The organism is Streptomyces sp. KR55, from assembly GCF_052245645.1.
GTDB classification, from domain to species: domain Bacteria; phylum Actinomycetota; class Actinomycetes; order Streptomycetales; family Streptomycetaceae; genus Streptomyces; species Streptomyces flavusporus.
The window spans coordinates 1-7,801 of the sequence record NZ_JBQQCE010000464.1 but is presented as its reverse complement, the minus strand read 5'-3'; the positions used below and the strand labels follow the sequence as shown (position 1 = coordinate 7,801).

Annotated in this window: 7 protein-coding genes and 1 pseudogene; 4 read left to right on the top strand and 4 right to left on the bottom strand. The window is 72.0% G+C overall.

The features are described 5' to 3' along the window. The 3 genes from ACTWQJ_RS41945 to fxsA form a co-directional block, all read left to right on the top strand. A partial coding sequence (locus tag ACTWQJ_RS41945) for an amidohydrolase (protein WP_443311671.1) occupies positions 1-1,219 on the top strand: 1,219 nt, incomplete at its 5' end. 581 nt (positions 1,220-1,800) lie between these two features. Beyond that, the gene (locus ACTWQJ_RS41940; protein WP_443311670.1) at positions 1,801-2,601 is read left to right on the top strand and encodes a polyprenol monophosphomannose synthase; all 801 of its coding nucleotides are present in this window, start codon (positions 1,801-1,803) and stop codon (positions 2,599-2,601) included. A gap of 42 nt (positions 2,602-2,643) precedes the next feature. Beyond that, positions 2,644-3,198, top strand: coding sequence for an FxsA family membrane protein (gene fxsA / locus ACTWQJ_RS41935; RefSeq protein WP_443311669.1), 555 nt, complete (start codon positions 2,644-2,646; stop codon positions 3,196-3,198). Positions 3,199-3,310: 112 nt separating this feature from the next. On the opposite strand, the gene ACTWQJ_RS41930 is transcribed toward fxsA, so the two are convergent. The 4 genes from ACTWQJ_RS41930 to yczE form a co-directional block, all read right to left on the bottom strand. Further along, positions 3,311-3,685, bottom strand: coding sequence for an RNA polymerase-binding protein RbpA (locus tag ACTWQJ_RS41930; RefSeq protein ID WP_099500427.1), 375 nt, complete (start codon positions 3,683-3,685; stop codon positions 3,311-3,313). Positions 3,686-3,951: 266 nt separating this feature from the next. Beyond that, positions 3,952-5,298, bottom strand: coding sequence for an MFS transporter (locus ACTWQJ_RS41925; RefSeq protein ID WP_443311668.1), 1,347 nt, complete (start codon positions 5,296-5,298; stop codon positions 3,952-3,954). Between the two features lie 52 nt (positions 5,299-5,350). Continuing rightward, positions 5,351-6,118 (bottom strand): glycerophosphodiester phosphodiesterase, encoded by a 768-nt coding sequence (locus ACTWQJ_RS41920; RefSeq protein WP_443311667.1) that lies wholly within the window; start codon positions 6,116-6,118, stop codon positions 5,351-5,353. Then, positions 6,115-6,768: a membrane protein YczE gene (gene yczE / locus ACTWQJ_RS41915; RefSeq protein WP_443311666.1), complete on the bottom strand. Its 654-nt coding sequence runs from the start codon at positions 6,766-6,768 to the stop codon at positions 6,115-6,117. Before yczE ends, ACTWQJ_RS41920 begins: the two co-directional genes overlap by 4 nt. A 101-nt stretch (positions 6,769-6,869) precedes the next feature. Between yczE and ACTWQJ_RS41910 the strand changes: the two are divergent. After that, positions 6,870-7,801, top strand: a pseudogene (locus ACTWQJ_RS41910) (SCO1417 family MocR-like transcription factor); the annotation flags it as partial.

Genomic DNA, 7,801 nt, shown 5'->3' with positions numbered 1-7,801 from the left:
GACCCGCGCGGAGCTCGACGAGGCCACCGGCGGCCGTCCCCTCTACCTCAGCCGGATCGACGTGCACTCGGCGGTCGTCACCACCGCCCTGCTCGACCTCGTTCCAGGCCTCGAGCGGGAGGACGGTCCCCTCACCCGCGACGCCCATCACGCCGTACGCGCCGCCGCGTTCGCCGCCGTCACCCCGGCCCAGCGCACCGAGGCCCAGCGCGCCGCCCTCGCCCACGCCGCGTCCCTCGGCATCGGCTCGGTCCACGAGTGCGCCGGGCCGGATATCTCCTCCGAGGACGACTTCACGGGGCTGCTGCGGCTCGCCGCCGAGGAGCCGGGGCCGCGGGTCGTCGGCTACTGGGCCGAGCGGGACGTCGAGAAGGCGCGCGAGCTGGGCGCGGCCGGCGCCGCCGGGGATCTGTTCGTCGACGGCGCCCTCGGCTCCCACACGGCCTGCCTGCACGAGCCGTACGCCGACGCCGGCCACACCGGCACCGCCTACCTCGACGCGGCAGCCGTCGCCGCCCATGTCGTCGCCTGCGCCGAGGCGGGCCTCCAGGCGGGCTTCCACGCGATCGGCGACGCCGCCCTGACCACCCTCGTCGAGGGCGTCCGCGCTGCCGCCGAGAAGGTCGGCCTCGCCCGGATCCGTGCCGCCCGCCACCGCGTCGAACACGCCGAGATGCTCACCCCCGACACCATCGCGGCCTTCGCCGAGCTCGGCCTGACGGCGTCCGTGCAGCCGGCCTTCGACGCGCTGTGGGGCGGCGACGAGGGCATGTACGCCCAGCGCCTCGGAGTGGAGCGTGCCCGCACGCTGAACCCCTTCGCCGCGCTGCTGCGCGCCGGCGTCCCGCTCGCCCTCGGTTCCGACAGCCCGGTCACGCCCCTCGACCCGTGGGGCACCGTCCGGGCCGCCGCCTTCCATCGCACGCCCGAGCACCGGGTCTCCGTACGCGCCGCGTTCACGGCGCACACGCGCGGCGGCTGGCGGGCGACCGGACGCGACGACGCGGGCGTCCTGGTGCCGGGCGCGCCCGCGGACTACGCCGTGTGGCGCACCGGTGAGCTGGTCGTCCAGGCGCCCGACGACCGGGTCGCGCGCTGGTCGACCGACCCCCGCTCCGGCACCCCCGGCCTGCCCGACCTGACCCCGGGCTCCGACCTGCCCGTCTGCCTGCGCACCGTGGTGGGTGGACGGACGGTGTTCGTACGGCCGGGCGAGTGATCTCCCGGGGTGGTGCGGGGGGCCTCACCGCCCGCCGCGCCGTTGCGCGACCTGCGTGTCCAGGGGGCCGACCTGGGCATGGTGGGAACCCCCGTAGCTCACACGGCTGTTGACAGGCCGCGGCCCGGGGCCGGTAGGTTCGGCCGGGTCCACCACGGGACGCCCGACCGGCGAACGTCCGCGTACGTGTCGCGGCACCGCTGGGTCAGGGACGGTGTACCGCACCGGGGCACCGTCACTGGGAGCCAGGCTCAGCGACCGCGCCGCGGCTGGGGAGCCGTCCGGCCGGACGGGGGTCCGTCCCTGCCTGAGCGAAGTCGACAGCTCGGGGGAAGGGTGTGACCAGGGTGGGGTCCGGGAGCTCAGTAGACAACGGCTTCAGGTCGATCCGCAGCCGGCGGGTCCCAGGTCGGCCCGAAGGGCGCCGGGCCCCCATCCGCAGCGCGCCTCGCACAGAGGGCCAAAAATGCATCCTTACCCCGCTCCTGCGGAATCGACACCGCCTTACGACCGTCCTGTTCACGTCCGCGCAGGCTGCGGCCACTATGGTGGACGTCTGCGACGGACATGAAGGGGCAGCAGTGAACGACGGCGAGGGGACCCGCGCGGCAGAGGCCCGGGGGAGGCGCTTCGGCCCGCTCGGCACCGCCTTGGTGATCATTCCGACCTACAACGAGGCGGAGAACATCAAGAGCATCGTCGGCCGGGTGCGCAACGCGGTTCCCGAGGCGCACGTCCTCGTGGCCGACGACAACAGCCCCGACGGCACCGGAAAGCTCGCCGACGAGCTGGCCGCCGGCGACGACCACGTCCGGGTCCTGCACCGCAAGGGCAAGGAGGGCCTCGGCGCCGCCTATCTCGCGGGCTTCCGCTGGGGTATGGAGAACGGATACGGCGTACTGATCGAAATGGACGCCGACGGCTCCCACCAGCCCGAGGAGCTGCCCCGGCTGCTGACCGCGCTCAAGGGTGCCGACCTGGTGCTCGGCTCGCGCTGGGTGCCCGGCGGCCGGGTCGTGAACTGGCCCAGGAGCCGCGAGTTCATCTCCCGTGGCGGCAGCCTCTACTCACGTGTGCTGCTGGACGTGCCGATCCGCGACGTCACCGGCGGCTACCGTGCCTTCCGCCGCGAGACCCTGGAGGGCCTCGGCCTCGGCGACGTCGCCTCCCAGGGCTACTGCTTCCAGGTCGACCTGGCCCGCCGTGCCGTGAAGGCCGGCTACCACGTCGTCGAGGTGCCGATCACCTTTGTCGAGCGCGAGCTGGGCGACTCCAAGATGAGCCGCGACATCCTCGTCGAGGCGCTGTGGCGCGTCACCACATGGGGCGTGGGGGAGCGGGTCGGCAAGATCCTGGGCCGGGGACGGCCGCCGCAGTCGTAGGGGTTTATCCCGCGCTGAGCCGGGCCCAGGCACACTGGAGTCATGACGACTGGCGCTTCGACCCCTCCCTACTCCACGCGGCCCCGGCGCTCACGGCTGCGCACCCTCCTTCCGCTGGGTATCGCCGCGTGGCTGGTACTGGAGATCTGGCTGCTGACCGTGGTCGCCGACTGGGCGGGCGGGCTCACGGTCTTCCTGCTGCTGCTCGCCGGGTTGGTGCTCGGTACGGTGGTCATCAAGCGGGCAGGCCGGCGCGCCTTCCAGAACCTGAACGAGGCACTTCAGCGCGGTGGTGCGCCATCGAGCGGCGGCGGCAACGGCCTGATGATGCTGGGCGGCCTGCTTCTGATGCTTCCCGGTCTGATCTCGGACGGGGTAGGCCTGCTCCTGCTGATTCAGCCGGTCCAGAAGGCCCTCAGCCGGTACGCGGAGCGCACAGTGGACCGCCGACTCCGCCGCGCCGCACCCGGTAGCCTCGGCGACGCCTTTCAGCAGGCCCGCATGCACCGCCCGGACGGCAAGGTCGTGCAGGGTGAGGTCATCAGGGACGAGCCCGGGGAGACCCCGCAGGAACCTCGCCCTCCGCTGACGCGCTGAGCGCAGGGACGCGACCGTCGCACACAAGACCGCGGGCGCCGTACGTCAACCTCACGTACGGCGCCCGCGGTCATTGGCGCACGCTGAACCCCCGGTCCGAGCCCCGCAGGGACTACGCGGACTTGCGGCTGTCTCGGGGATGCACCGCGATGTTCATTGCGCCGGAACGCAGAACGGCGAGACGCTCTTCGAGGACCTCTTCGAGCTCCTCACGCGTGCGCCGCTCCATCAGCATGTCCCAATGCGTACGCGCCGGCTTGGCCTTCTTCTCCTCCGGACCCTCGCCGTCCACAAGGAGTGCCTGGGCACCGCAGACCTTGCACTCCCACTCCGGCGGGATCTCCGCCTCGACCGAGAAGGGCATCTCGAAGCGGTGCCCCTTCTCGCATGCGTACTCCACGGCCTGGCGCGGGGCCAGGTCGATGCCGCGGTCCGTCTCGTAGCTGGTCACCACGAGGCGCGTGCCGCGAAGAGCTCGCTCACTCATGAATCGTGCCTCCCGGGCTTGTCGCCCACAGGACAGGTGTCGCTGTCGTCGTCATCCGGTCAACGTCCGGTCGGCGGTAAAGATTCCCGTTCGGAGTCCCGTTCCGGGTCATGCGTCGCCGTCGTAGCCGCCCATGTTGTACCCACCGGCGCCCGGTTTGTCACATCTTGCAGTAGATGTCACCCAGCGTTTCGGCTTCTTTGACGCGCAGTAACGGTACGCCTGGCAGGCCAAACGCGTACACTACAGCCCTTTCGCTGTGAGCGCTAAATCCTGTCCGGAACCGGGTTCCCGGCCTCGCCGATCGCACGCCGTACCGGAACCCTCGCGAGCAGCACGAACCCGAGGACGAAGAAGGCCACCAGCGAGATGATCGCGTCCCGATAGCTTCCGGTCAGCTGGTAGGTCAGACCGAACAGCAGCGGGCCGAGCCAGCTCATTCCGCGGTCGCTCAGCTCGTACGCCGAGAAGTACTCGGCCTCCTTGCCGGCCGGGACCAGATGGGAGAACAGCGAACGGGACAGTGCCTGGCTGCCGCCGAGGACGAGCCCGATCCCGGCCGCCAGCACGAAGAACCAGACCGGCGCCCCGGCCGGGAGGAAGTAGCCGGCGGCCAGGGTCAGCGTCCAGGCGATCAGTGAACCGAGGATCGTGCGCTTCGCGCCGTACCGACGGGCCAGCCGGCCCAGCGCCAGCGCGCCGAACACCGCGAGCACCTGCACGAGCAGGATGGCGCCGATGAGTGTGGACTGTCCGAGGTCCAGCTCCTCGGAGCCGTAGACCGACGCCTGGGTGATCACCGTCTGGATGCCGTCGTTGTAGATGAGGTACGCCAGCAGGAAGGACAGCGTCAGCGGGTGGCGGCGCATGTCGCGGACGGTGGCGGCGAGCTGCCGCCAGCCGGTCACGGACGCCTCCCGCCGCGCCCCGCGGCGGTCGCGCAGACGCCGGAGCGGAATGAGCGCGAACGCGCCCCACCACAGGCCGGCCGACGCCAGGCAGATGCGCACGGCCATGGCTTCGGAGACGCCGAAGGCGTCGTGGGCGAGGTAGAGGACCAGGTTCGCGACCAGAACCAGCGCTCCGGCCGCATAACCGAAGGCCCAGCCCCGGGAGGAGACCGCGTCGCGTTCCTCGGGCGGGGCGATCTGCGGCAGGTAGGAGTTGTAGAGCATCATCGCCACGGACTGCGCCGCGTTCGCGACGACCAGCAGTGCGCCGCCGAGCAGATAGCGGTCGCCGTCCAGGAAGAACATGCCCGCCGTCGCCGCCGCCCCCAGATACGCGGCGGCACCCAGGAGGGGCTTCTTGCGTCCGGTGCGGTCGGCGGCCGCGCCCACCAGGGGCATCACCACGACGGCCACGATCACCGACAGGGACACCGAGTAGGCGAAGAAGGAACCGGCACGCACCGGGATCCCCAGCGGATGGACGAAGCCGTCGGCGTCCGCGGCGGACTCGGCGACCGTGGTCAGATAGGGGCCCAGGAACACGGTGAGCACGCTCGTCGAGTAGACGGAGCACGCCCAGTCGTAGAAGTACCAGCCGCGCTGCTCGCGCCGCCGCCCAGCGGCCTCGTCCGCCTCCGGTGTCCGCACGGTCTCGGTGCCCACCCGTGCCCTCGCTTCCCCGAGAAGGTGCCGTGCGCGGGGGTCGGCCGGGGTGTCAGACCCAGACGCCCCGGTCCTCCATGACCTTGCGCAACGTGTCGATGTGATCGGTCATGATGCCATCGACGCCGAGGTCCAGAAGCCGGTGCATCTGCTCCGGTTCGTTGATCGTCCACACGTGCACATGCAGTCCGTGCGCGTGGGCGGTCCGAACGAAGCGGCGGTCCACGACCTGGATGCCGGACTGTGACTCGGGCACCTGGGCGGCGACCGCCGAGCGGCGCAGCACGGCCGGCACGCCCCAGGAGCGCAGCCGCAGATTGAGCACGCCCCGCGTGCCGTACGAGGTCGCCAGGCGCGGTCCGGCCAGGCGCTGGGCGCGGACCACGCGGGCCTCGGAGAAGGAGCCCACGCAGATCCGGTCCCAGGCGTCGGTGCGCTCGATCAGCTCCAGGAAGGGGTGGAGGCTCGACTCCGCCTTGAGGTCGATGTTCCAGCGCACGTCGGGGAAGGTCTCCAGGAGCTCCTCGAGCAGCGGCACCGGTTCCCGGCCCGCCACGCGCGCGTGCCGTACGTCGTCCCAGGGCAGGTCGGCGATCCGGCCCGCCCCGTCGGTCACCCGGTCCAGCGTCGCATCGTGGAAGGCGACGATCCGGCCGTCCCGCGTGGCGTGGACGTCGGTCTCGATGTACCGGTAACCCGCCTCGACCGCGCGGCGGAACTGCAGCACGGTGTTCTCCAGGCCGTCCGCCGCCCCGCCCCGGTGGGCGAAGGCGATCGGGCCGGGATGGTCCAGGAAGGGGTGGCGTATGCGCGTGCTCACGGACGCAGTATCGCGCGCCGGGGTTGACCGGTGGCAACGACGGTACTGACGCCGGATGCCGAGGGGACGGCGAACACCCGCAGGAACAGCTGGGCGAGCGGGCCGATCGACACCGCGTACAGCAGCGTGCCGACACCGATGGTGCCGCCCAGCGCGAAGCCGGTCACCACGACCGCGACCTCGACGGCGGTCCGGATCAGCCGGATCGAGCGGCCGGTGCGCCGGTGCAGCCCCGTCATGAGCCCGTCGCGCGGACCGGGACCGAACCGCGCGGCGATATAGAGGCCGGTGGCGACGCCGTTGAGAGCGACGCCCGCCAGCATCAACGGAACCTGCACGGCCAGGGTGTGCGCCTGGGGCACCACCGCCAGCGTGCCGTCCATGACGACGCCGATCACGAAGACGTTGGAGACCGTGCCGAGGCCGGGACGCTGGCGCAGCGGGATCCACAACAGGAGGACGGCCGCCCCCACGATGATCAGCACCGTCCCGATGCTCAGGCCCGTGCGCTCGGCCAGTCCCTGGTGCAGCACGTTCCAGGGCTCCAGGCCGAGGCCGGACTTCACCAGGAGCGCGGAGCTCGCACCGTACAGCGCGAGGCCGGCGTAGAGCTGGGTCAACCGACGTATGAGATGCCCCTGCGTGGACAAGACGTGCCCCCCTGGTGGTGGTAGTGGCCTGATGCATGACACTCTGTGGCTTGGGAAGTAACGCCATCCATGGCCAATTCGGGGAAGGTGGACTGGTACGCATGGCTCAGTGGACCTCGGCGGTGGGGGCGGCGCAGCTCGCCCGGCTGCTCAAGTCGCAGCAGGACCGCCCGGCGGGCCCGGGGTCGCGCCGTCCGCCGGCCTATCGCGCGCTCGCCGACGGCATCCGCCTGCTGGTGCTCGAGGGGCGGGTGCCGGTGGCCGCCCGGCTGCCCGCCGAGCGGGAGCTCGCCCTCGCGCTGTCCGTCAGCCGTACGACGGTCGCCGCCGCCTACGAGGCGCTGCGCACCGAGGGATTCCTGGAGTCGCGGCGCGGCGCCGGCAGCTGGACCGCCGTACCGGCCGGAAATCCGATCCCCGCGCGCGGCCTGGAACCGCTGCCGCCCGAGGCACTCGGTTCGATGATTGACCTTGGCTGCGCGGCACTGCCCGCGCCGGAACCCTGGCTCACCCGCGCCGTCCAGGGCGCCCTGGAGGAGCTGCCGCCCTACGCACGCACGCACGGCGACTACCCGGCCGGACTGCCCGCACTGCGCGCGATGATCGCCGACCGTTACACCGCGCGCGGGATCCCCACCATGCCCGAACAGATCATGGTGACGACCGGCGCGATGGGCGCCATCGACGCCATCTGCCACCTCTTCGGCGGGCGTGGTGAGCGCATCGCCGTCGAGTCGCCGTCGTACGCGAACATCCTGCAGCTGATGCGGGAGGCCGGCGCCCGGCTCGTGCCCGTCGCGATGGCCGAGGGGCTCGCCGGGTGGGACCTGGACCGCTGGCGGCAGGTGCTGCGGGAGGCCGCGCCGCGGATCGCCTACGTCGTCGCCGACTTCCACAACCCGACCGGGGCGCTCGCCGACGAGGACCAGCGGCGGCGGCTGGTGGAGGCGGCCCGCTCGGCGGGCACCGTGCTCGTCGCCGACGAGACGATGAGCGAGCTGTGGCTGGACCCCGACGTCGAGATGCCACGGCC

Bases quoted from the DNA above. Each gene is read 5' to 3' on its own strand.
- ACTWQJ_RS41930 (WP_099500427.1), bottom strand. From the start codon at position 3,685: ATGAGTGAGCGAGCTCTTCGCGGCACGCGCCTCGTGGTGACCAGCTAC.
- fxsA (WP_443311669.1), top strand. From the start codon at position 2,644: ATGACGACTGGCGCTTCGACCCCTCCCTACTCCACGCGGCCCCGGCGC.